This is a genomic window from Niallia sp. Man26 (assembly GCF_022049065.2).
In the GTDB taxonomy this organism is placed as follows: Bacteria; Bacillota; Bacilli; order Bacillales; family Cytobacillaceae; genus Niallia.
In genome coordinates this window covers 941,081-963,661 of the sequence record NZ_CP095744.1, presented here as the reverse complement: position 1 = coordinate 963,661, position 22,581 = coordinate 941,081, and the positions used below count along the sequence as shown (strand labels likewise).

The 22,581-nt window shown below is 35.7% G+C and carries 19 protein-coding genes and 3 pseudogenes; 5 read left to right on the top strand and 17 right to left on the bottom strand.

Annotation, left to right across the window (positions count from 1 at the left end; genetic code table 11):
* Positions 1 to 295 precede the first annotated feature (295 nt).
* The 3 genes and pseudogenes from nfsA to L8T27_RS24270 all read right to left on the bottom strand — a co-directional run bounded on the left by nfsA (position 296) and on the right by L8T27_RS24270 (position 3,168).
* Positions 296 to 1,036: pseudogene (gene nfsA, locus L8T27_RS24280) on the bottom strand (oxygen-insensitive NADPH nitroreductase).
* A gap of 96 nt (positions 1,037 to 1,132) precedes the next feature.
* Complete coding sequence (locus L8T27_RS24275) at positions 1,133 to 1,720, bottom strand: TetR/AcrR family transcriptional regulator (protein WP_237943462.1); 588 nt, start codon at positions 1,718 to 1,720, stop codon at positions 1,133 to 1,135.
* Positions 1,721 to 2,292: 572 nt separating this feature from the next.
* Complete coding sequence (locus L8T27_RS24270) at positions 2,293 to 3,168, bottom strand: LysR family transcriptional regulator (protein ID WP_233317051.1); 876 nt, start codon at positions 3,166 to 3,168, stop codon at positions 2,293 to 2,295.
* A gap of 109 nt (positions 3,169 to 3,277) precedes the next feature.
* Here L8T27_RS24270 and L8T27_RS28875 point away from each other — a divergent pair, with 109 nt between their 5' ends.
* Positions 3,278 to 4,027: a tautomerase family protein gene (locus tag L8T27_RS28875; RefSeq protein WP_349238813.1), complete on the top strand. Its 750-nt coding sequence runs from the start codon at positions 3,278 to 3,280 to the stop codon at positions 4,025 to 4,027.
* A gap of 421 nt (positions 4,028 to 4,448) precedes the next feature.
* Positions 4,449 to 5,279 carry a YitT family protein gene (locus L8T27_RS24255; RefSeq protein WP_233317050.1) on the top strand — a complete coding sequence of 277 codons (831 nt, stop codon included), beginning with the start codon at positions 4,449 to 4,451 and terminating at the stop codon, positions 5,277 to 5,279.
* A gap of 84 nt (positions 5,280 to 5,363) precedes the next feature.
* On the opposite strand, the gene L8T27_RS24250 is transcribed toward L8T27_RS24255, so the two are convergent.
* A complete protein-coding gene (locus L8T27_RS24250; RefSeq protein WP_237943460.1) occupies positions 5,364 to 5,753 on the bottom strand; it encodes a hypothetical protein in 390 nt (129 codons plus the stop codon).
* A gap of 195 nt (positions 5,754 to 5,948) precedes the next feature.
* On the bottom strand, positions 5,949 to 6,536 hold the full coding sequence (locus tag L8T27_RS24245; protein WP_237943458.1) for a hypothetical protein: 588 nt from the start codon (positions 6,534 to 6,536) through the stop codon (positions 5,949 to 5,951).
* A gap of 113 nt (positions 6,537 to 6,649) precedes the next feature.
* On the opposite strand from L8T27_RS24245, the gene L8T27_RS24240 reads away from it, so the two are divergent.
* On the top strand, positions 6,650 to 7,021 hold the full coding sequence (locus tag L8T27_RS24240) for a VOC family protein (protein ID WP_233317047.1): 372 nt from the start codon (positions 6,650 to 6,652) through the stop codon (positions 7,019 to 7,021).
* Between the two features lie 212 nt (positions 7,022 to 7,233).
* On the opposite strand, the gene L8T27_RS24235 is transcribed toward L8T27_RS24240, so the two are convergent.
* Complete coding sequence (locus L8T27_RS24235; protein ID WP_237943456.1) at positions 7,234 to 8,490, bottom strand: sensor domain-containing protein; 1,257 nt, start codon at positions 8,488 to 8,490, stop codon at positions 7,234 to 7,236.
* A gap of 298 nt (positions 8,491 to 8,788) precedes the next feature.
* Here L8T27_RS24235 and L8T27_RS24230 point away from each other — a divergent pair.
* Positions 8,789 to 8,930 (top strand): annotated as a pseudogene (locus tag L8T27_RS24230) (GNAT family N-acetyltransferase); the annotation flags it as partial.
* Positions 8,931 to 9,045: 115 nt separating this feature from the next.
* Here the strand turns inward: L8T27_RS24230 and L8T27_RS24225 are convergent.
* The 5 genes and pseudogenes from L8T27_RS24225 to L8T27_RS24205 all read right to left on the bottom strand — a co-directional run bounded on the left by L8T27_RS24225 (position 9,046) and on the right by L8T27_RS24205 (position 13,354).
* The gene (locus L8T27_RS24225; protein WP_237943454.1) at positions 9,046 to 10,491 is read right to left on the bottom strand and encodes a DEAD/DEAH box helicase; all 1,446 of its coding nucleotides are present in this window, start codon (positions 10,489 to 10,491) and stop codon (positions 9,046 to 9,048) included.
* 238 nt (positions 10,492 to 10,729) lie between these two features.
* Entirely contained in the window at positions 10,730 to 10,951 is a 222-nt protein-coding gene (locus L8T27_RS24220; RefSeq protein WP_233317045.1) for a hypothetical protein, read from the bottom strand.
* Positions 10,952 to 11,280: 329 nt separating this feature from the next.
* Positions 11,281 to 11,598: pseudogene (locus tag L8T27_RS28995) on the bottom strand (methyl-accepting chemotaxis protein); the annotation flags it as partial.
* Positions 11,599 to 12,228: 630 nt separating this feature from the next.
* A complete protein-coding gene (locus tag L8T27_RS24210) occupies positions 12,229 to 12,792 on the bottom strand; it encodes a CBO0543 family protein (RefSeq protein WP_237943452.1) in 564 nt (187 codons plus the stop codon).
* A gap of 355 nt (positions 12,793 to 13,147) precedes the next feature.
* A complete protein-coding gene (locus tag L8T27_RS24205) occupies positions 13,148 to 13,354 on the bottom strand; it encodes a hypothetical protein (RefSeq protein WP_233317043.1) in 207 nt (68 codons plus the stop codon).
* Positions 13,355 to 13,971: 617 nt separating this feature from the next.
* Here L8T27_RS24205 and L8T27_RS24200 point away from each other — a divergent pair.
* On the top strand, positions 13,972 to 15,381 hold the full coding sequence (locus L8T27_RS24200) for a phospholipase D-like domain-containing protein (protein WP_237943450.1): 1,410 nt from the start codon (positions 13,972 to 13,974) through the stop codon (positions 15,379 to 15,381).
* 478 nt (positions 15,382 to 15,859) lie between these two features.
* Here L8T27_RS24200 and L8T27_RS24195 read toward each other — a convergent pair whose 3' ends face one another.
* The 6 genes from L8T27_RS24195 to L8T27_RS24170 all read right to left on the bottom strand — a co-directional run bounded on the left by L8T27_RS24195 (position 15,860) and on the right by L8T27_RS24170 (position 22,553).
* On the bottom strand, positions 15,860 to 16,462 hold the full coding sequence (locus tag L8T27_RS24195) for a CBO0543 family protein (protein ID WP_237943447.1): 603 nt from the start codon (positions 16,460 to 16,462) through the stop codon (positions 15,860 to 15,862).
* A gap of 76 nt (positions 16,463 to 16,538) precedes the next feature.
* Positions 16,539 to 17,834 (bottom strand): MFS transporter, encoded by a 1,296-nt coding sequence (locus L8T27_RS24190; protein WP_237944200.1) that lies wholly within the window; start codon positions 17,832 to 17,834, stop codon positions 16,539 to 16,541.
* A gap of 76 nt (positions 17,835 to 17,910) precedes the next feature.
* Positions 17,911 to 19,299, bottom strand: a complete 1,389-nt coding sequence (locus tag L8T27_RS24185; RefSeq protein ID WP_237943446.1) for an aminotransferase-like domain-containing protein — start codon at positions 19,297 to 19,299, stop codon at positions 17,911 to 17,913.
* A 137-nt stretch (positions 19,300 to 19,436) separates the two neighbouring features.
* Complete coding sequence (locus L8T27_RS24180) at positions 19,437 to 21,869, bottom strand: heavy metal translocating P-type ATPase (protein WP_237943444.1); 2,433 nt, start codon at positions 21,867 to 21,869, stop codon at positions 19,437 to 19,439.
* Positions 21,870 to 21,942: 73 nt separating this feature from the next.
* A complete protein-coding gene (gene copZ, locus L8T27_RS24175; RefSeq protein WP_233317038.1) occupies positions 21,943 to 22,149 on the bottom strand; it encodes a copper chaperone CopZ in 207 nt (68 codons plus the stop codon).
* Between the two features lie 71 nt (positions 22,150 to 22,220).
* Positions 22,221 to 22,553 carry a metal-sensitive transcriptional regulator gene (locus L8T27_RS24170; protein ID WP_237943442.1) on the bottom strand — a complete coding sequence of 111 codons (333 nt, stop codon included), beginning with the start codon at positions 22,551 to 22,553 and terminating at the stop codon, positions 22,221 to 22,223.
* Between the last annotated feature and the right edge of the window lie 28 nt (positions 22,554 to 22,581).

The following is a 22,581-nucleotide window of genomic DNA, read 5'->3' as shown; positions in this document are numbered from 1 at the left end:
CTTTTCAACAGTAATTTTTTATTTTTTTAAAAAATCTCTGTACTTCAGCATCACTAACAACGAAAAACCTTCTGATAAATAAAATGTCCTTTAGAATCTTACTTTTCAAACAAAAACGTGACAAAGGAATTTCTTATTAAGATTAAGTTCTTATTCAGATAATCTGCCACGTTTGTGACACAAGAAGGGTTCTATCCATTTATTACAGGAATGTTGCCCTTTTAATAACATAAAAAAGCAGCTGCCATAGGCAACTGCTTCTATTAAAAAGGAATTTATCACCAGAAATAAAGCATTAACGTTTTGCCCATCCTTTCCTATTTAGGAAATCTTTCATAAAAGATCTTGGATGACGAGCAAAGCTTCCAATTGCTGTTTTAGACCATGTACGATTTGATTTACTTTCTGAACGATTTGCATAGTACAATTTAGTCGTTTCATCATACTGTTTTAATATCTTTTTAGTATCGCTGTTATAACGATTTGTATGATAAATGCCTTCAAATGGAATCCTCGGTTTTGTATCATTTCGTTCATTTGGGTAGCCAACGACAAGCCCAAATACGGGGAAGACATACTCAGGAATATCAAGTAACTCCGATATTTTTATGATTCCGTCTCTAACTCCACCAATATAACAAACACCTAACCCCATAGATTCTGCAGCAATGACCAAGTTTTGAGCTGCTAAAGTAGCATCTATAGCCCCTACCAAGGCAGCATCTATTCCCTCGATTGTCTATGAAATATCCATATCTAGTTCTTCTGCCATTTGTTTATGACGATTTACATCCGCACAAAATACGAAAAAATGTCCACCTTCTGATATAAAAGGTTGATTTCCAGCATGTTCTGCTATCTTTTGTTTAAGTTCTGGATCCGTTACACCAATTATGGAATATGCTTGCTGAAAGCTTGCAGATGATGCTGCTTGTGCAGCAGTAACTAATTGTCTAATTTGATCCTCCGTTAAAGCTTGCTCAGTAAAAGAACGAACAGACACATGGTTTAGGATTGTTTCAATAGTTTGGTTCATTTTTTTAGTTCTCCTTTAATTCTGGAATTTTTTGCAGTTTCACTTAATTTTTGAACAATCAGTACAAAAATATGACAAAAAAAATGGCAAACTCAATTAATAGATGCTTGCCATAGTACCTTCAACGATTTGTTCCGCCATATCACGATTTCGTGTAGTGACATTGAGAGTTCGGAGACCATAGTAACTGCATATAAATGTTCTTGATAACTCTAATGCTGATCTACCAGATGTAATCTCTTCGGACTGTATTCCTTCCTCAATCACAGAATGTAGAACACTTTCCAAACGTTCTACATGACGATTTGACCAAATTTCTACAATGGTGTCTGTTCGACCACGCTCCATCGTGGCATTAATTAAAAAACAACCTTTACTTGAATCCTCAAAGTCTTTTTCCACGGCCCATTCCAACAAACCGCGCAATCTTTCTTTTACAGGGACAGGACGTTCCAGGATAGCTGTCTGCACCTGAATCCAGTGCTCATGATAACGTTGGAGCGTTTGCTCATACAATTCATGCTTACTTCCAAACGTATTATATAAGCTTCCTCGACCAAGCCCTGTACTGCTGCATAAATCCTCCGTGGAACATGCTTCATACCCTTTTAACCAAAAAACATTCATTGCTGCATCAAGTACCTCAGGCTTATTAAATTCACGAGGTCTTCCACTTTTACTCATGTTGTCTCCTTACATAAAAAGTAATATTAAACACAGTATATATATTTTGTAACGTTCAGTCAACAATTAAAAATCGCTTACTCCATTTGGTGAACTCCTACTAATTGCGATTTGTTTTTTATCATTCAGCTATCCTTCATCAATTTGTTACCAAAGAACTTTCTTTCCATAATTGCTATAAAACCAAAAGACTCTCCATATTAGAGAGTCTTTTGGCTTTTCAGTTATTTTCCACATGAATAATTAATTATTTTCTACTTTGTTGACCTTATTCCAAGCTGACATAGCAAAAATTGCAATAGCTTCTCCAATACCATAAAGTCCTTTAATTAAAAACTCCATCAGATAATTTCAACTCCTTTACTATAATTCCCAACAATCGATAAAAAAGGAAACAATGAATATTCCTTTTACTACTTATACGTATTACTCACAGTTTAGTTCCTTTTAAATTTCTTATAGCTATTCTGCCAAGTTAGTGACTGAAAAAGAAGCATTAATCAATGCCCTCGTTTGATTAAGCGAACCTTCTCATGTTATCTAAAAATGCACTTCAAAGCTTATACGCCGTATTATTTTTTTAGACCATTTCTTAAATATTTTAAAAGCAATTGTTTCGCAGAAGTAATAGTATCATTTCTCATATTTCTCATGATACCTATGGTAATATCTGAATTGCTTATCTCTACATCTAATTTAATACAATTGTCTGGAATAGGGATGGAGGAGACAATTACACCTATTGCTCTATCTATTAATGTAACAAACGTCGGGATTGCCGATAACTGACTTACTGTATAACAAAAGGGCTTATTAGAAATGCTTAGAAGTTCTTTTTCTAACTTTAATTGATAAATACAGTTCTTTCCTCCAGTTACTATTGGATAATCACAGAGCTCTTTTAAACTATGTTTTCTACTGTTTTTAGCTAAAAGGTGTTCCTTTGAAACGATAAAGGCTAGTTGCTCCTCATATAGAGGTTCAAACATATATGGAAATTGTCCAGGTATTTCTGCGCATATAGCAAAGTCTACTTCGTTTTTTTCCAGAGCAGTTGCTAAAGAATTGGTATTACCTACAATAAAATTGCATGCAATATTAGGCTTTTCCTTACTAAATAGTGCTAGTATATGGGGTACTATATTTGTTATGGACTCGATTATTCCTATATTAATAGTTCCAACTTCTTCTTTTTGTATTGCTTTTGCCTGTTCAACAACAAATTTCCAATGGTTGATTAAATCATCCACTTCCTCAGCAAATATTTTTCCAGCAGGTGTTAATTCTGCTTCCCACCCTCTATGAAAAAGAACAATTCCTAATTCCTTTTCTAATCTTTTAATTTGATTCGTAATGGTTGATTGGGCATAGTGGAGCGATTCTGCAGCTTTAGAAAAGGTCCCTTCTCTTAGTATCGTTTGAAAGGTGATGAGTTCTTTTAAATCCATTTTTTTCTCCTTCATCAATAATATTGAACTAGTTTAATCAATTAATTCAATTATATAGATGAAGAAAGATAAATTACAATGATATTAGAAACTTGAAGGAGGGAATTACATGCCATTTATTAATATTAGCTATCACGAAGAGCAATATAGTGAAACAGATTTACAATTTATAAGTACACAAATCAAGAACTCTCTAATAAAAGAATTTAATGTACCACCTGATGATTTTTTTCAAGTATTTCATTCACACAAAAATGAACAGTTCCATTTCAATACCGACTATTTAATCAATGAAAAAAGAACAAAAAAACTTTTGTATATACAAATCACTTGTGGAATAGGCAGAACTATTGAACAAAAAAAGAATTTATACAATACAATGACTGAAAGTCTTTTTCAAAACAATATTGTCACTAAAGGAAATGTTTTTATTATTCTTAATGAGACTCCATTGGAAAATTGGTCTTTTGGCATGGGCGAGGCACAAATGGTTATGAATCAGTGTTCTCCTACTACAATAACAAATGAAAATCACTTAAATAATAACCAAATAAAATCAAATATTAGCAGTGAGTTAGGAGATTTAGCTCCTGCCTTTGTAGATTTTACTGAAAATGTGCTTTTCGGTGATTTATGGATGAGGAATGACTTATCTTTGCGAGATAGAAGTCTGATTACACTTTCTTCTTTAGTTACAGCAGGTAATATAGAGCAACTACCATTTCATATCAATTTAGCAAAGGAAAACAACATCTCTGAAAATGATATAATCGGGTTAATTACTCATCTTGCCTTTTATACAGGCTGGCCAAAGGCAGCCTCGGCTCTGAACAAAACCAAAAATGTATTTTCACCATAATCTAAATGATTAGAGTGTGGTGCTTATACTCAACACGCTTTAACTATAAAATCTAATCTGGCAAGTTATTTTCAAAGCCAAAAAGGGGCATTAGTTCTTCTTGGATGAATGCCCCCTAGCAAAAGTTTTCTAGTCATCGATTTTATCATTTTGTCCCACGAGTCTAGCCCCCCAATTCCAATAAACTGAAGCAAGCAAGATAAAAAAACTCAGTGAAGCTACTTCTTATACTCATAAAGTATTCATCAGCATTTAGATCAATAACATAGTTTTTATTTTTCATCCTCATTGTCAAATAGTTTTATAACCAAACTCTTTATACCTGGATTATTTTTTCCTATAATGATTAGATTCCTCCTCTTCGTCTGGTATAATTTACTCTTACAATATAATTTTAACTATATAGATAAGGAGAAACGTCATGAAGAAATACTTAATAGATATCCTTTTCCTTGCGCTAGGAGCACTTCTTTTTGCTATCGCAGTAAATGTATTTGTCATCCCAAATGATTTAGGAGAAGGTGGGGTAACTGGGCTTACGATTATTAGTTATTATTTATTTAATTGGTCACCCAGTATTGTAAGTTTCTTGTTAAATGCTGTCATAATCGCAGTTGGACTGAAATTCTTCAGTAAACAGACTGCTATTTATACTATTATTGCTGTTTGTTTTAATTCATTGTTTTTACATATGACTGAATCATGGTCTATTCCTACTGGGGAAATTATGGTCCATGCTCTGTTTGGTGGTGTGCTTACTGGTGTAGGTCTTGGCTTAATCATCAGAGTGGGAGGCACTACTGCTGGTACTACTATACTAGCGAAAATCATCAACAAATATTTAGGCTGGAGTGTAAGCTATAGCTTATTAATTTTAGATTTAATAGTCGTGTTCTTCTCCTATTTTATTATTGGTATCGAAGGGGTTATGCTTACGGTTGTCATGCTTTATGTGGGAACGAAAACGATGGAATTCATTATTGAAGGAGCTAACCGGCAAAAAGCAGTTACTATCATTTCTGCTCATTCTAATGCTATAGCTTATGAGGTTAGCACTAGAATGGAGCGCGGGATTACCGTCATTTCTGGACATGGATATTACACGAAAGAAAATAAAGAAGTTCTGTATATAGTGATTAGCAATCAAGAGATTATTAAATTAAAGAAGATTATTAAACAAATAGATAACGAAGCTTTTATTACGATTCATGATGTCAGAGATGTCTTTGGCGAAGGATTTAGTGCGATATAAGGATAACAAAATGTAGAAATGATTACACAAAAAGGATACAAGCTGTTGTTCAGCTTGTATCCTAACAAAATGTTATCCATAAGACTATTCTTTCTTTAAAATCATGTTTTCCGTGTGATTATCCCATTCAACAATCACTTTTACCTCGGAATTTTTATTAACTTTGGTGTTTGTCGTATTAGCTTCAGCAGTATCTTCATAAACACCATTTTCTCCCAGTACTACATCACCAGCACTAAATCCACCTGCGTTTGTTTCTACTGTATACGAAAATTCCTCCATATTTTTTGCATTCTCTCCCTTATACTGGAGGGTCATATGCTGTTTTTCATTATCATCGGTTGTTTGCGTAACCTTTAATTCTGCAGTCCAATTGTCTGACTCGCCAGTGAAAGTAAAAGCATCGGAACTACTGCTGCAGCCGGATATAATCAGTAAAAAAACTAACGATAAAGCAGGCATTTTCCGATTCATTATGTTCCCCCTTATAAAGCAATTTTGGTATTAATAAATACGTTCAACAAGGGTTTTAGTTTCAGAATAAGCTAGATATTCCCTAATAATCGTTAAGTTAATTTTCAAGATAAAGATGTTGCTGGACAGTCCGTTAGCCGCTCAATTCAGGCCCAGGCTGACTGCTTCTGTTCCATCTCTTATCAGCCTTTTTTCTCATTTAACATTCCAAATTATCTTGATAAAACCAGATGGCTCTTTAGGAAAATTATAAGGAGACAAGTTCTCATAACGATAGCATTCGTTAGGGTATGCTTCGTCAACCCTAAATAACTCAAGTACATCTTGTTCAAATGCAATGCCCCCCATTTTAAAATCATATTGTAAATACAAACTTTGAAGGAATTCTGTAAAGCATGGATACTCCTCTTTTTTTATACCTATTTGATCCCATTCTGGTGCATCATATTCAGCTCCATAAAACCAAAAATTAACCAAAAGCGCATTTGATGAAACCTGGTCTATTTGTAATATTGACTTTCGTTTCCTTGATAAATACACATATAAATTTAATCTTAATGAGTGTAATTTTACCAATTGTGGGTCTTCTTCATTAAAGGCATAACCACTTTCAAAAGCATTAATTATTTCATCTATATTTTGATCTACAATGTCCACCTTAACTGACAGCTTAGATAATTCATTTATTATATCTTGTATCGTTTGCTTCTTTTCTTTTTTAATTTCCAACAAGAAACTGACTTCAAGGAAAGGACCTCCTTGAAGCCATTGAGACGACTCCATTAATCATTCCTCCTACATCTGCTAACTTCGATAGTCGCTGGTTTTCAAGCACTGTTTTATAGTAAAATAAGATAAAGTTTTTTCCAAATTTTTTAAAAAGAGGAGAAGAACAAATGAAACTAGGTGCATTTTCTGTAAGCTTAAACGTAAAAGACATTGCTGTATCTAAGTCCTTCTATGAAAAACTAGGGTTTCAATCATTTGGTGGTGACATAACTCAAAATTGGCTGGTTTTGAAAAATGGAAATTGCATTATTGGGTTATTTCAAGGAATGTTTGATAAAAACATCCTAACCTTTAATCCAGGCTGGAATGAAAATGCTGAAAACCTTGAAGCGTTTACAGATATTCGGGACATTCAAAAACAGCTTAAGGCGGAAGGAATAAACTTTCAGAATGAAGCAGATGAAGCAACGAATGGACCAGCACATTTTTTCATTGAAGATCCAGACGGAAATCAAATCCTTGTAGACCAGCATCGATGAAATAACTAAAACATACATAAAAAAAGCCTTGTGAAGTTAAATTGTGCTCTTTTCTAGTAAATATATATGAAATTCCCACTATATTTAGCCATAAAAAGACACCCCAAAAGTTAGATTTTAACTCTAACTTTTGGAGTGCAGCACTATGGCTTTGACGTTTAATTTATGATATTTCCATTAACATAAAGCTTGCTCAACTGCTAATGGCTTTTTTAATTGTCTCTTAAAAAATTGTTCTTTCCGGTTCGTTTTATCCGGTACATCGCATTGTCTGCTTTTTTAATCAATGCCGCAAAATCTGAACCATCATTCGGATACATACTAATACCAATGCTTCCAATCACATTTAATGAATATCCGTCTAGTTGAAAAGGTTCTGCTAATGCTTCTAAGATCTGCCCTGCTTTTACTTTCGCTTCCTCTTCGGTGCGGATATTTTCCAGCATGATGATAAACTCATCTCCGCCATATCGGCAAACAAAGTCCGTTTCCTCCACACAGTTTTTTAGGAGAGCTGCCATCATTATAAGTAATTGATCTCCTATTTCATGACCGAGATTATCATTAATTTCCTTAAAATTATCTAAATCCATAAACAACACCGCAAATCTTTGATGATCTGCTGGGTTTTCAATTAATTGTGATAATTTATAGTGGAGTAATCTCCTATTTGGCAAATTAGTTAAGGAATCATAATGAGCTTGGTGATATACTACTTTTTCAAGTTCCTTTCTTTCCGTAATATCGTGGGCAATGGTAGATAAGAACTCAACCTCACCGTGTTCAGATTTATGTGCCACAATTATTTGAGAAACAGGTATTGCTTCTCCATCCTCTTGAAGGATTGTTGTTTCTCCTTTCCAATGGCCCTTTTCTATCGCAGTAGGTATCCCCTCTAGCTTAATAACATCCGTCAACCAGCTTTGATTTGCTTCCCCACTTCCGCTATTGTCTCCAAGCATTCTTCGGGCAGCAGGATTATAATACAGACTATTGCCATTCTTGTCTAAGGTTGCAATAAAGTCCGGAGAAGCTTCAATAATATCTAATAGCTGCTGCCTGCGCTCAGCCTGTTTTCTTAACGTAATATCTCTGTCTATTCCTCTATAACCGATACATTTTCCTTCTAAATTTATTATGGGAGAACCACTAGTTTCTAATATTACTTCATGTCCATCACGATGAAGATTAATGTTTTCTAAGCTTTTAATAGGCAAAGTATTGGCTAGATGGTATTCAAAAACGGGTGCAATACGCTTCGCTTCCATTGGCTCCATTAAATCAAAGGGCGTTTTGCCGATTACCTCTGAAGGCGAATATCCTAATATATCCTTAATCTGCGGACTAGCATACGTATAAATACCATTTTCATTTACTTCCCATATCCAATCACTTACATGCTCTACTAACACACGAAATCTTTCTTCGTCTGTCACATAGTCATCTTTCTTTCCCAACCGATCTTCCATTGTTCACCATCCAAAATTATTTGAATTAATGGAATTATTATACCAAAATGAGGAATCTTGGTCTTCTGTAAATTTATCCCTGTATTTGGTTCTTGTTTCTCGCCTAGATTGAACTAATATGATAAAATCCCATTAATTGTATATTAAGATATTAGTTGAAGGAACTGAACTATGCGCAGATATCAATATCTTCCCCTGCATTACTAACATATGGCGGTAAAAATATTGATTACAGAGCTACGAACAGACAGATTACTATTAAAAAAATGAGTGTTTCAGACTCACCAAGTTTATTTAAAAAGTGGAACCTGCAAATACTAATTCAATTAGACTTTTAGAAAAGTTGAATTTTCAATTTGAAGGTACATTAAGAAAATCCGAAAAATCAAAAGAGACATTTATTGATTAAAAATCTATATTCTAGATTAGCAACAGATTAACGTAAACGTTGAAAAGCCTATACTCAGAGGAGTATAGGCTTCTTCATTTATTGTTGCTTGTTTTTTTTCTAACTTCTATTTAACGTCTATTTCTTATGCTTATTAATACGGAATGTTATTTAATTGCTTTGCTGACCCTCAACTTTTTACCTTTAATAGTTGCATTCTCCATTGCTTGTAGGACCAGTGCCCCCTTACCGTTAAGAATGTCAACATATGACATACTATCATGGATAGTGATAATTCCAATATCATCTGCTGTTACACCTGGAATTTTGGCGATTGTACCAACAAAATCTACTGGACGAATCTTTTTCTTTTTACCTCCGTTGAAATGAAGTTTAGTGATGCCTTGATTTATTCTGGCTGTTTTATTATTTCTAACGACACGGCGTCCGCTGATTTTTTCTTCAAAGGCAGCCTTGCCTTTAGCCACTTCCTGTGTTGTTGGAGCTTCCATTTCAAGCAACTCAAAGCCAATATATCTTTCAATTGCTTTTAAGTATTTGCTCCCGTAAGATGTTGTGAACGTAATTGCTTTACCTTTATTGCCGGCACGACCAGTTCTTCCTGTTCGGTGAACATAGCTCTCTTTTTCCATTGGTACGTCATAATTAATGACTAGTGTTACATTATCCACATCAATTCCTCTTGCAGCGACGTCAGTAGCAACAAGATAACGAAAATTCCCCATCTTAAAACCATCCATCACAGCAAAACGATCTTCTTGCTCTAATCCTCCATGGATTTTTTCACACGAATAATTGGATTCTTCTAACTCAGCAAACACAGTATCTACATGTTCTTTCGTATTGCAGAAAATAATACAGCTATCTGGATTTTCTATAACGGTAACTGCTTTTAGCATGGAAAGCTTATCAGCTTCCTTGACTTCCATTACATGGTGTTCAATCGTACTTGTTGTAACCCCTTGAGAAGCAATCTCAATATTAACAGGGTTTTTCATATATTTATGACAAAGACTTTCCACATCTTTAGGCAATGTGGCCGAGAATACCATTGTAACTCTATCTAAAGGTAGCTTGTTTATAATCGTTTCTACATCGTCAATAAAACCCATATTTAGCATTTCATCTGTTTCATCAATAATCAGATATTTCACCTGATCCAGTACTAGCGTTCCTCTTTCAATATGATCCATGACACGTCCAGGTGTCCCAACCACTACATGCGTTTTTTGCTTTAGTTCCTCTTTTTGCTTAGAAAAAGGTTCTTTTCCGTAAACGGCCGTTGCTTTAATTCGTTTAAATCTTCCTATATTCGTGATATCCTCACGAACTTGAGCAGCAAGCTCCCGAGTCGGTGTAAGAATTAACGCTTGAGGCAGTTTTTCCTCCCATTTAACCATTTCACAAATTGGTATACCAAAGGATGCTGTCTTGCCGCTACCTGTTTGCGATTTTACGACAAGATCAAGATTCTCCAACGCTAACGGGATGACTTTCGTCTGAACTTCTGTGGGTGTTTCGTATTTTAAAACAGATAATGCTCTCGTTATTTCATCACTTAAATTAAAGTGGTCAAAACCTTTTTCACTCATAAAAATAACCTCATTTTTTGTATTATTTGATTTATGTATAGGATTCTCTCCGAAGAGATAGTATATGCGAAACATGCATATCCTTTTATTATACTTGAAATAACATCATAATGGGCAACCCTTCATTTTTAATGTCTATTTGTTTCTAAATAAGGTGTTTTTTAAAAACAATTGCACAAAAAAACTCCACCTAACGCAAACAGATTTTACCGCTAGGGGAGCATATCATTTAGTTTTATTATATGACATTCACTAATTTATTAATGGAACGAATTGCCGATTCTATATCGTCACAAATCTCTATAACGGAGGTATTTAAACTTTTTAGTTCATAACAACCATCTATATAACTTATCACAAGTATTGGCGCGCCATCATTGCCATTGAAAATCATGTTAATCTCAGATGTATGATACTGCCTTAATGTATTCAGCATCTCTTTTGTATGGTCTAAAGACATTTAGTGTCCCCCTTTCCCATTATAAAGGGAAGGTGACTAATAAAAGTCTGGTAGGACCCCAAATAATATAATTTTTATTATCTTTACCATAACATGGGATAACCAGTTAAGTAAAGCAGGTTATATACCTGCTAACCAAATCTATCCTAGAGACTATCTATAAATATCACTCATAAAAAAAGGACATTAATCCTGCTTGGAAAAATGTCCTTTTTATTTCAATTACCGCAAAATTTAACTAGTGTCCAACATTAAAGATAATCCACTAAATTGTAATATTTTGAAATAAAGATATTGATTAGTTTCGTTTCGCTTTTAAGGTAAACTGACTATTTAACTAATTCTTTCATATATGCAAACACATCGTTGCTTTGTTTATCTAATTTTTGCATTTCCTCTAAGAAATCTACCATTACAGTGGACTGCTCTTCAGATGAGGCACTTACTTCCTCGATGCTTACTTTTAAATTCTCTATACTACTTTTGATCTCTGATAAAGATCCGCCAATTGTTCCAACTGCTTGTTTTGTGTGTTCAGAAAGTTTTCTTATTTCTGTTGCAACTACTCCAAAGCCTTTGCCTGCCTCTCCAGATCTAGCTGCTTCAATTGCCGCGTTTAGTCCTAACAGGTTTGTTTGTGTAGAAATTCCTTCAATGATAGTCACTAATTTTCCGATTTGCTGTGTATTATCATTGGCTTTAACTGCTTGTGATGTAATTTCATTACTTGTAGCTGATAATTCTTCTGATTGAGCAGCAACTATTTGGACTTTTTCATGAAGTCTGCTAATGATAGCATTTAACTCACTTAACTCTCGATCCAGCTTTTCCTCAATTTCTAATGTCTTAGATATAGAGAACAACCCGATAACTTCCCCTGTTTCCGGATCCTTTATTGGTGTTACAGTGGAGAAAAATGGAATACCATATGCTTCTTTTGGGACGTATTGTTCTACTTTCCCTTCCTTTAATGCACGCATTAAAAGCTCATTTCCTGGAACAAAAGCAGGGTCCCCGACTTTTATATTTAATGGAAGACTAGTTGAAGATGAAAAATAGATGATATTTTGTAAATCAGTGATCATAATCGCAGTAGTATGACCAATTGTTTCTTTCATTATTGGTCCTAAATAAACCAAAGATTGTAGTGTGTTATGCATTATATGCCCCTTTCTAGTAATGACTACTAACTATATCGGACATAATAAAGTTCTTTTAAGTAGTTTTGGCGAAGAAGGTAAAGACAGCTGCTTTCAAGCAGGTAAAATAATTCCACTTCATCTAAGTGGTTTAGTAGCCTTACTATGAACCAAAAAATGAGCTACTAAATAGATAATGATAAAAATAGGAAAGGAAAGAACCGGACTCCACCCTGGATATTTTGTATAACCTAATTTTATAAATAAAGGTTCTGCTAAGAATGCTGTCATGCCAGCATAAATGGAAGCTTTAATGAGTGCATGGACTTTAGGCTTAATTTGGAGAAAAAACATGACTGTAATCGGCATTAATCCAAAATCCCATGGTATAAAATCAGGCATTAAAGGGACTAACTTATTATAGTATCTCCACAAACCCATTGTTACCCCCACATAGTCTAACCATGTAGAAATGAACATAGCCCATAGTCCTCCTAACAGTAACCTAGTGATGCTTTCCTTTTTTCTAAAGACAAACCATACTATCCATGGAATGATTGTCATCAATAATGAAGTCCACCAACCGAAGGAAAATAAAATATGATCTATCCAAATTTCTCTTAAATCATCATGGGCATGCTCTAATACTATATATTTTGCGTCAATTAATTTTTTTATTTTATCTGGAGGATTAAAAACCATACAGAGAACGTCCTTTCTTCAATTCTAGGGTCTTCTTATTTTCACCTCCTAAAAATTGTTTATTCTATTTTTTAGACAACCACTCCTTATCATTCCAATGGATTTGGCCATTTAGTGAAATGATGTATTGTACTCCTTTTATTTTTGCAGTGGGATAAAATAAGAACCTAGCTTAACCTACTTCAAGGACAAATTTAAAGGGCGATGAAGTCAGTACTGACTCATCGCCCTTTACTTAGAAAACAAATTATTTGTTCATTAGATACTACTATTTACCTGCAAGAAAACTTCAAATTTTTATGGATATACTTCCTACTATGTAAAAATAAAATTATTTGCGGATATATGTGAAGAATTATGTCCGCTTATAAAGAGCCCATAAATCCTTCTGTTTCTGGTATACATTTTCATTATCTAATTTAAGACGCTTCAACCTTCTTTTTAACATTAAATTAGTTGGATCTTTCTGGAGTCTTTTTATTATTTTTAACGATCTTGCCCTATTATTACATAGCTCTTTATTTAATTTTTCGATATCAAGGAGTATATAGCTTTTATTCATAGTAACTCCCCTTTTTTTACAGATTTACTTAACCTTCTACCCTCTTTTATCAAATTGAAACAAAGATACCTATTTATTCCCTGAAAAAATAACCCAAAACTTTCCAGCATTGTTTAAAGCACTTAAATATACATACTAATTCGAACTGTGCTATTCTGAAACTACTTTAAAATGATATTATTTCTTACAGTTACGCATCTCTTTCTGTATTAATCAAATATTGTTTTTTTGAATAATATTGAGGATGATGTCATATAGAATTCGGTCAAAAAGTAATCTATCAGGGTAAAATCCATTTTGTTTTTTTTGACTATGAAAACGGTTTGTTAGAAATTCAAGATCCAAAAACGAAAGCTGTAATTTTGACAAAATACGATGACATAATTAATCGAATAAAATAATACCGTCGCTGACGGTATTTTTTTTATGGCTTTAATTCCAACCAACACGAACCGTTCATTCTTCAGCCCCTTATTGACACTTGCATTAGAAAGCACATGTCCTTCAATGTTTTTCTATTTGTTATTTCATATTCTAAAAAATGTTGCACAAACTATAATCATTAGTTACGGCCTTGAAAGGAGAGAAATTCCATAAAAAAGATTAGGAGTGGCGTAATGATTATTCTTATTTTTTATTTGCTTTATATTATCGTATTCGGCATTGTCATCTTTAAAGAAAAACCTCCGCAAGTAAATAACTCCTATAAGGAACAAAATAAAGTGGAAAGATTTTATGGAACGGAGACGTCACAGGATCGTGTGATTTTGTTGGAAGAAAAGACGTTTTCAGGCTACGCTCGTGTTAACTTAATGGAAAATGCAAAAGAAACAATAGATGTCGCCTATTATGCGATTCATAAAGGATATATTACCGATTTAATATTAGGAATGATTTTAGATGCTGCAGATCGGGGTGTCAAGGTAAGGATTCTTTTAGATGGGATTTCCCATGGTCTTAGATTCAGTCTAAAAGATGATTTATTTGCCTTAGTTAATCACCCTAATATTGAAGTTAAATTTTATGAACCATTCAAGCCTTTTCTCCCATGGACATGGAATAATCGCTTACATGATAAACTACTTATTATCGATAATAAATATGCCGTTATTGGCGGCAGAAATATAGGCAATCGTTATTTCGTTCAGGAAGGTGAAAAGGCCCCAACAAATGACCGCGATGTTTTGATTATTAATACAAATACGGAGACAAAAGAGGGCAGTGTTCTGAACTCAATGGAAGGATATTTTAATGAGGTCTGGGACCATCCTATCACAAAATATCCTTATCATAAGCTTTCTTCCCGTCAACAAAAAAAAGCTAAAGAAGCCGATCAGCAGCTAAAGAAAAAACTAGACGATTTGCGTAATACAGATAAAAAATTATTCAATAACTATTATGATTGGTTAGAAATGTCGGTAGCTACTAAAAAAGTAACTTTTATCCATAACCCTATCCAAAGATTTAATAAAGAACCTTGGGTTTGGTATGACTTAACGAATCTCATGAAAAATTCTAAAAAGTCCTTAGTTATTCAAAGCCCGTATGTTATTCCGACAAAGCCTATGCTTCCTTATATGGAGAAGGTAGATATTCCCGCAGAAAAGACTACCATATTAACGAATTCATTAGCTTCGACAGCCAATGTAGTAGCCTATTCAGGGCATATTAAGCATATTAACGGAATGGTAAAAAGAGGCGTAAATATATATGAATATCAGGGGCCTGACTCTATCCATGCTAAAACATTTATATTTGACGATCAATTAAGTGCCATTGGTGCATTCAATATGGACTCAAGGTCGGCCTTCTTAAATACTGAATCGATGGTAGTTATTGATAGCGTTGAGTTCACCAGCAATCTGGAGAAGGAAATGAATCAGTATGTTAAAAAGAGCTTAAAGGTTGCGCAGGACGAATCTTATATAAAAGATCCCGATTTAAAACCAGGTAAAGTTAATTGGTTTAAATCTTTCAGTGTAAAAGGGCTATCCTATGTGACCGGTTTATTCCAGCATTTATTATAAGCTTGAGCTGGTTACTGCTCTTACTGATTTGACCATTTAAAGACAACTATAAAGAGGTTGGACAAAACAAAAGATAACTATCTATACACGACTAATAAAATTACATCTAAATTTGAAAAATGAAGTTTGTGACTAAATAGAATATGGCTTTAAAATTAGTTCGTTTCATTGCGCTCTCGTCCACTCGCTTTCCAGCGGGCAAAGCTTGAGCCTCCTCGTCTCTTCGCCTGCGGGGTCTAAAGCATCCTCTATTTCCCACAGGAGTCGAGTGTCCTCCGCTCCATTCCTCTAAGTTTTTTAATTATTGTATTAAAACTAAAAGCACGAAAACCGAACTATTAATCAATAGATGATTAATAGTTCGGTTTTTATACAGATTTACATACCTATGTCCCAGCCTAGGTGACCAAAATTAACTTGCTGTGATGTCTGTGCCCTACTTTTAATCCAACAAAAAACAAGCCGCAAATAAGCAGCTCTATTTTAAGTTCCGCAATTTATTGTGTAAACTAAAGCGATTATTGTTTAGTAAGTACATAAAAAAATCAGTAATCCATTTAGGTATTAGTGCTACAGCCACATACCCCCAAAACAGCATTAAGAAGTTCTCTCTGCCACCGAAGCGGAACAAACCTAGCCCCACCATTAATGGTTTTAGAAAAAAGGCAAAAACTAAGCACAGCATTAACATCCAAATATAATAATTCTTCTTATTATTAAGGATATATTGATATAGAAGTATATACGTTACAGGAACAAAGGAGGAATCAAGGGCAATACTTGCTGGCAACCCAGGAAGTAACTTATAAGGATATATCCATAATCCTTTTATCACTCCAAAAGAATCAATAATTGCAAAAAATAAATGAATACCGTATCCGTAAAAGCCAAGTTGAAAAACCTTTTTTCGGTCTATAAAAAGAATTAATACGGGAAGTGGCAGTAAAAACATCATTAATACCACCCAAAATTGCCATGTATCCATATTAGAGTACTGTTGCCAATAGCTTAACCATCGGTCACTTTGGGCAATTTCTGCTTTTCTAATTTCTTCCAACAACAGTCTTTGTTCTTCCTTCACACTATTCCCTCCCTTTTTTATTATTGATAATAAAGGGAGGATTATTCATTGTCTTATACACCTATCTCATGCGAGTTTATTTTTTCTCTTTAAGAGCCCAGATTACTACTGGAATTAAAACTAGGGATAAAATTCCTCCTGCAAATGATAATGTTGCATAATTGGAACCAGCTACAATCATTCCAGACATTGCTCCGCCAGCAGCTCCTGACAAGGCAATCAAAACATCAACTGCACCTTGCGTTTTTGCTCTTGTGGAAGTTTTAGTCGAGTCAATAATCAAAGCTGTCCCGCTTATTAATCCAAAATTCCATCCTAACCCAAGTAAGCAAAGAGCAATAACTAATAAAACCATAGAATCTCCTGGTGCAAATGCTGAAATTAAACCTGCCAAAAGCAGCGTAATACCAGAAGCCATCGCCATTACAGGTCGGCCTAATTTATCAACAAGGACACCTGTAATCAGGGAGGGCAGATACATGGCCCCAATATGAAACCCGATAACTAAACCTACAGAACAAAGCCCATGACCATTATGCTTCATATGAACTGGTGTCATCGTCATAATCGCAATCATAACAATTTGCGTAAGTACCATAATTGTTGCACCAACAATAATTCCTCGTTTATTCTCTGTATTTTCTGCTGTTAGTTGGACATTATCTTTAGATATTTGGTTAGTAGCATCTATTGTTCTTGCTGTTAGCAATGGATCAGGACGGAGCATTATAAACAGAACTAGTCCTGCTAAAATATATGCGACGGCTGCTAAAATGAAAGGACCAGCAAGTGACGGAATACCATTAGATAAGGCGAAATCTCCCATCACGTTTACTAAATTGGGCCCCGCAACTGCACCAAATGTTGTAAATACCATGGTAATACTAACCGCTTTTGCGCGCTGTTTACTATTTGCTAAATCGGTTCCTGCATATCTGGCTTGCAAATTCGTTGCTGTTCCTGAACCATATTTAAGCAGAGAGAGGAATAATAAAATAATGCTATTTAATATAGCTGAAATAATAACCCCGATTGCTCCAAGCCCGCCAATAATAAATCCCGCTGTAAGACCGGTTCGGCGCCCAAAACGTTGAGATAGTCTCCCGACAAATAATGCTGCTCCTGCGGATCCTAACGTAAATAAAGCCGTTGGCAATCCAGCAAAGGCGTCTGTACCAAGCATTTGCTGAGCAAGAAGTGATCCTACCGTAACACCTGCAGCCAGTCCTGCACCGCCAAAAATTTGCGAAATGCTTACAATAATTAAAGTGCGTTTGTATAATGACTTTAAGTTTTCTGATGAAGTTATGTAACTTTGCAGCTTGTCTGATTGAACATCCGTCACATGAACTAACCTGCCTTTCAAATGAATTCATACCTTGATTTTAAGTCATCATAACACGCCCTAAAAAAGCCATACAATAACATAATTGTATGGCAAACAATATTTATATAGGAGTTTCTAACAACCGCTTCAAAATAACCAAGCCTAATTTTAGCTCTTCCATTGATTCAGGGGCACAGACTGAAATTCTTACTGCTCTGTCAGGGCAACTATTGCCAACAACAAAGCGTTCAGCCGCATATACTTGTACTCCATTCTGTGCGGCTAATGCTTCGAATTCAGCTCCAGTTAGCTTCCCTGGTAACAGCAGCCAACGAAAGATGCCTGTTTCGTCACCAACACAAGTATAGTCAGACAAATATTCATCTGCGAGTTTGTTCCTGCGAATGTTTTGCTCGCGGTGGCTCTCAACCAAAGTTTCAAATTGATTAGATACTATCATTCTTGCCGTCAATTCTGCTAACAGCGGTGACACCGTTATATTTAAATTATAAAGCGCCTTAGATAATGGCTCTTTGAACTGCTTTGGCACTGCAACATAAGCCAATCGAAGTCCTGGAGCAAATGATTTAGATAGACTAGAAATGTAGATGACCTGATCTGGAGCAAAAGATGCTACAGCAGGCAGCGGGTTGTTGCTGAGCAGATGGTAAGATGCATCTTCTATTACAAACTGGTTGTACTTTTTGGCTATTGCTGCAATCTTTTCCCGGTTTTCAACAGACATAAAAGAAGCAGTCGGATTATGATAATCAGGAATGATATAAATCCCTTTAATATTTTCATTTTTACACGCATGTTCAAACGATTCTGGGCTTAGTTGATAGTACTCCGATCTAATTGGCACTATTTGCACACTAAGCATTGCTGCAACTGTTTTTAAGCCCGGATATGTATGGTGATCCACACCAATCCGGTCACCAGGCTTGCACAAACTTGCCAATGCAGCAGCTATCGCATTTTGACCGCCATTGGCAAATAAGATATGATCTACCGTTGTTTCAAACCCACCTCTTCTCATCAGCTTTACAGCAGCATCCTTCTGCCATAAGCTTTCGCCTGCTCTTCCATAACCGAACCATCTTTCATAGTCAGATTCTTGCAGCATCGTCTTAAGCTGGAGCATCAGCGGCTCGTAAGAAGCATCATCTGGCAAGGTTGCTCCCATTTCAATTAAATGCTTCGGCTTTGTATCTTCTAATAAATAGGCATTCGATAACGCATCATATGATACAAATGTGCCGCTTCCCACAGACGCACTTACCAGTCCTTTAAGCTCACATACTTTAAAAGCTTTGGAAATAGTACTTAAGTTTAAATCTAAATAATCGGCCAGTTCCCGCTGTGGAGGCAGTTTCGTTCCAGGAAGTAACACTCCGTCCAATACGTCCTGTTCTAATTGTCTTGCCAGTGTTTGGTAGATAGGCTTGTCTCTCTTATCGATTGATGGTTTCCAGCTCATCGGGTAGTTTTCGAAAGAATTTATAGGCATGGTACGCATCCTTTTTACACAATTATATGATTATAAGGTTTATAAAGACAACGGAATATCTTCATTCATATTGATATTCCGCTCTAAAGAACGTAACCCCTAAACTGCTGTAATCATAAAGAAGAATCACAACTTTTTTATTTATCCAACTTAACTCGTTGTAACCGCAATGCATTCAAAACCACACTCACAGAGCTAAACGCCATCGCAGCACCTGCAACCCAAGGTGCCAGTAATCCAACAGCAGCAATGGGCATTCCAATAGTGTTATACGCAAAAGCCCAGAATAAGTTTTGTTTAATATTACGCATCGTTTTTTTACTCATTACTATTGCATCCGCAATGCTGTTGAGGTCACCACGAATAAGGGTAATATCTGCTGCTTCCATGGCAACATCAGTACCTGTACCAATAGCCATCCCTATATCAGCAGTGGCTAATGCTGGCGCGTCATTAATTCCGTCTCCGACCATTGCAACCTTCTTGCCTTGTTTTTGTAGTTTTTTCACTTCCTCAGCTTTACCTTCTGGAAGTACTTCGGCAATAACAGCGTCAACACCGACCTCCTTACCAATTGCTTGTGCTGTACGCTCGTTGTCTCCTGTCATCATAATGACTGTAATGCCTATTTGCTTTAAGCGTTGAACAGCCTCTCTGGATGTATCTTTAATTGTATCGGCCACAGCAACTAAGCCTGCATATTGCCCATTAATTCCAACAAGCATCGCTGTTTTACCGTTCTTCTCTAGTTTCTCCATTGCTGGTAGAACGGATTGTATATCAATCCCATATTGCTGCATGAGTTTCCGTGTGCCTATGACAACACCTTGACCAGATACAGTTGCTTGAACCCCAAAACCTGGTATAGCTTCGAATGATTGAACCTTACCAAGGGCTATGCCTTTATCCTTGATTCCTTGTACGATAGCTTCTGCTAATGGGTGCTCTGACTGCTTTTCAGCAGCACCAATCAGTCCTAAAATTTCATCTTCATCTTGTCCGTCTGCTATTAGAACATCTGTTAATACTGGTTTACCATGAGTAACTGTACCTGTTTTATCGAGTACAACGGTGTCAATGGCTTGTGTTTGTTCTAAATGCTCGCCACCCTTGAATAAGATACCAAGCTCTGCTGCTCGACCTGACCCTGCCATAATGGAAGTTGGTGTAGCTAAGCCAAGTGCACATGGACAAGCTATGACAAGTACGGCAATTAATACCTCTAGTGCAGGTGTAAACTCACCTGGGTGTACCCAAATAAACCAGACTAAGAAAGTGATGATTGCAATTCCGACTACGATTGGTACGAAAATACCTGAAATTTGATCAGCCAAACGTTGAATCGGCGCTTTTGAACCTTGTGCATTTTCGACGACTTTAATGATTTGGGCTAGTGCCGTGTTACGGCCAACTTTTGTTGCTGTCATTTTAATGAAACCATTTTTGTTAATGGTCGAACCGTACAACATATCCCCAGCTTTTTTATCCACTGGCAGACTTTCACCTGTTAACATAGATTCATCGACAGCCGTTGTCCCGTCTAATACCTCTCCATCAACGGGGATTTTTTCACCAGGTTTCACTAAGACAATGTCACCAATCACTACTTCTTCTACGGGTATCTCTTTTTCAGAGCCATCTCGTATAACAATTGCTGTTTTAGCTTGAAGTCCCATTAATTTTTTAATTGCTTCGGATGAACGGCCCTTTGCTTTTGCTTCAAATAATTTACCTAAAAGGATAAGTGTTATTAATACTGCACTTGTTTCAAAATATAAATGCGGTCCGTGGTGTGTTCCAGCAGTTACAATTGCTTGATATAAACTGTAAAAATACGCTGCTGATGTACCCATGACAACAAGCACATCCATATTTGCACTCCCATTACGAATCGCTTTATAAGCTCCAACATAGAACTGCTTACCAATAATAAATTGAACCGGCGTTGCCAATATCAATTGAATCCACGGATTCATTAAAAGGTCTGGTACATATAGAAACGAGGTAAACGAAAAATGTGCGACCATTGTCCATAACAATGGCAACGATATTAAAGCTGAAATAATGAATTTACGCTGTTGATCTTTAATATGCTTTTCACGGTAATCAACCTGTTCTGTTTCGTCTTGCTGTTGGTGTGCACCGTAACCTAGCTTTTCTACTTTCGTAAGAATATCTCCAACTGATACTTCTGCAGGATTAAATTCAATCATTGCCTTTTCAAGTGCTAAATTGACGTTCGCATTTGCAACCCCTTGGATTTTATTAATTCCTTTTTCGATACGCGTTGCACATGCTGCACAAGTCATGCCGGTGATATTAAATTCTGCCTTTTGCTTAACAACACCGTAGCCAAGTGCTTCTATCTTCTTTTCAAAATCTGCTTCACTTAGTTTTGTCGCATCATATTTTATTATTGATTTTTCTAGAGCTAGGTTGACTGTTGCTTGTTCAACACCTTCTAATTTGTTTAACCCTTTTTCAATTCGGGTTGCGCACGCTGCACAAGTCATTCCAGTTATTCCAATATTCGTTTCTTTAGAAGCTGCACTTTTTGCTGCTGTACTCATGTTAAGATTCACCTCTTTTATACCTATACGGGGTATATTTTCGATAAAATGAGAGAGTGCTGTTGCAGCACTCTTATTCTACGTCATATCCTTGGTCTTCGATTGTTTCTTTAATTTTATCAAGAGATACTTGAGTTTCATTAAAAGATACTTCAACCAATGCTTTATCTAATTTTACACTTACTTGGTTAATACCTTCTAATTCCCCAACACTCTCTTCTACAGCCTTTACACAATGTCCGCATGACATTCCTTGTACATTTAAAGTTACAGATTGCATTTTAAGTCTCTCCTTTTATCATTTATAATTTATACTTATACCACGTAAGGGTATATTTAAACGAAAAAAATTTATTTTTTCATTAATTTTTGGATAGTTACGACTAACTCGTCTAAAACCTCTTCATCACCTTTTGAAAGCCGGTCTACAACACACCCTTTTAAATGACCTTCCAAGAGGATTTTGGCAACACTATTTAATGCTGATTGTGTCGCAGATATCTGGGTAATAACGTCATCACAGTATACATCCTTGTCTATCATCCCTTTAATTCCACGGATTTGGCCTTCTATACGATTTAATCTTGTTGTTAAATCCTTTTTTACCCGTTCAGGATGATGACTTTTACGAGAAGAGGTGCCATCAACTGTATGACAAGCTTCTCCTTTTACTGAGTTATCCATTACACTCCCCCCTTACTTGAGGCTATTT

Bases quoted from the DNA above. Each gene is read 5' to 3' on its own strand.
- L8T27_RS24275 (WP_237943462.1), bottom strand. From the start codon at position 1,720: ATGAGTAAAAGTGGAAGACCTCGTGAATTTAATAAGCCTGAGGTACTT.
- L8T27_RS24270 (WP_233317051.1), bottom strand. From the start codon at position 3,168: ATGGATTTAAAAGAACTCATCACCTTTCAAACGATACTAAGAGAAGGG.
- L8T27_RS28875 (WP_349238813.1), top strand. From the start codon at position 3,278: ATGCCATTTATTAATATTAGCTATCACGAAGAGCAATATAGTGAAACA.
- L8T27_RS24255 (WP_233317050.1), top strand. From the start codon at position 4,449: ATGAAGAAATACTTAATAGATATCCTTTTCCTTGCGCTAGGAGCACTT.
- L8T27_RS24250 (WP_237943460.1), bottom strand. From the start codon at position 5,753: ATGAATCGGAAAATGCCTGCTTTATCGTTAGTTTTTTTACTGATTATA.
- L8T27_RS24245 (WP_237943458.1), bottom strand. From the start codon at position 6,536: ATGGAGTCGTCTCAATGGCTTCAAGGAGGTCCTTTCCTTGAAGTCAGT.
- L8T27_RS24240 (WP_233317047.1), top strand. From the start codon at position 6,650: ATGAAACTAGGTGCATTTTCTGTAAGCTTAAACGTAAAAGACATTGCT.
- L8T27_RS24235 (WP_237943456.1), bottom strand. From the start codon at position 8,490: ATGGAAGATCGGTTGGGAAAGAAAGATGACTATGTGACAGACGAAGAA.
- L8T27_RS24225 (WP_237943454.1), bottom strand. From the start codon at position 10,491: ATGAGTGAAAAAGGTTTTGACCACTTTAATTTAAGTGATGAAATAACG.
- L8T27_RS24220 (WP_233317045.1), bottom strand. From the start codon at position 10,951: ATGTCTTTAGACCATACAAAAGAGATGCTGAATACATTAAGGCAGTAT.
- L8T27_RS24210 (WP_237943452.1), bottom strand. From the start codon at position 12,792: ATGGTTTTTAATCCTCCAGATAAAATAAAAAAATTAATTGACGCAAAA.
- L8T27_RS24205 (WP_233317043.1), bottom strand. From the start codon at position 13,354: ATGAATAAAAGCTATATACTCCTTGATATCGAAAAATTAAATAAAGAG.
- L8T27_RS24200 (WP_237943450.1), top strand. From the start codon at position 13,972: ATGATTATTCTTATTTTTTATTTGCTTTATATTATCGTATTCGGCATT.
- L8T27_RS24185 (WP_237943446.1), bottom strand. From the start codon at position 19,299: ATGCCTATAAATTCTTTCGAAAACTACCCGATGAGCTGGAAACCATCA.
- L8T27_RS24180 (WP_237943444.1), bottom strand. From the start codon at position 21,869: ATGAGTACAGCAGCAAAAAGTGCAGCTTCTAAAGAAACGAATATTGGA.
- copZ (WP_233317038.1), bottom strand. From the start codon at position 22,149: ATGCAATCTGTAACTTTAAATGTACAAGGAATGTCATGCGGACATTGT.
- L8T27_RS24170 (WP_237943442.1), bottom strand. From the start codon at position 22,553: ATGGATAACTCAGTAAAAGGAGAAGCTTGTCATACAGTTGATGGCACC.